Source organism: Staphylococcus sp. HMSC14D10 (assembly GCF_001808125.1).
In the GTDB taxonomy this organism is placed as follows: Bacteria; Bacillota; Bacilli; order Staphylococcales; family Staphylococcaceae; genus Staphylococcus; species Staphylococcus haemolyticus.
Map to the genome: position 1 here is coordinate 33,634 of NZ_KV792258.1, position 428 is coordinate 34,061.

Consider the following 428-nt stretch of genomic DNA (forward strand, 5'->3'; position numbering starts at 1 on the left):
ATACACCATCTAAATGAGGATACATCGTTATCACAGTACAAACAGATTTCTTTTCATCCCAAGTCTTTTTGAGTAAGTAGCGGTGTTGTTCATCATCGCTAAATATGGCTTCTGTGTTTATCGTACTTTTGATTGTATTCATCATCGTCACTCCTTTTAGTATTCTTCTGGTAAAAGCATCACATAATAAAAAACGTCTACATCATCTTCACGAATGACGTAGACTTTCTTAGGTAATGCGTTTTGATTTTTTTCATAGTTTGTATAGTGATATTCCAATTTGTATGCGGGTCGTTCTTGTTCATGCGTAATAGAGAGTATATTATTATCTTCTTGCAGTTTAAAAATGTGTAGGTAATCTGTATGAGGTTGATTATCTCTTTCTTTTACCATCTTCCAAAGTAAGATTTGAAGGTCTAGAGATAGGT

The 428-nt window shown here is 33.4% G+C and carries 1 protein-coding gene; it reads right to left on the reverse strand.

Annotated features, from left to right (window positions below):
* Nucleotides 1–156: 156 nt before the first annotated feature.
* Nucleotides 157–428 (reverse strand): DUF960 family protein (locus tag HMPREF3134_RS08005; protein ID WP_083279117.1); only part of this gene is annotated, 272 nt, incomplete at its 5' end.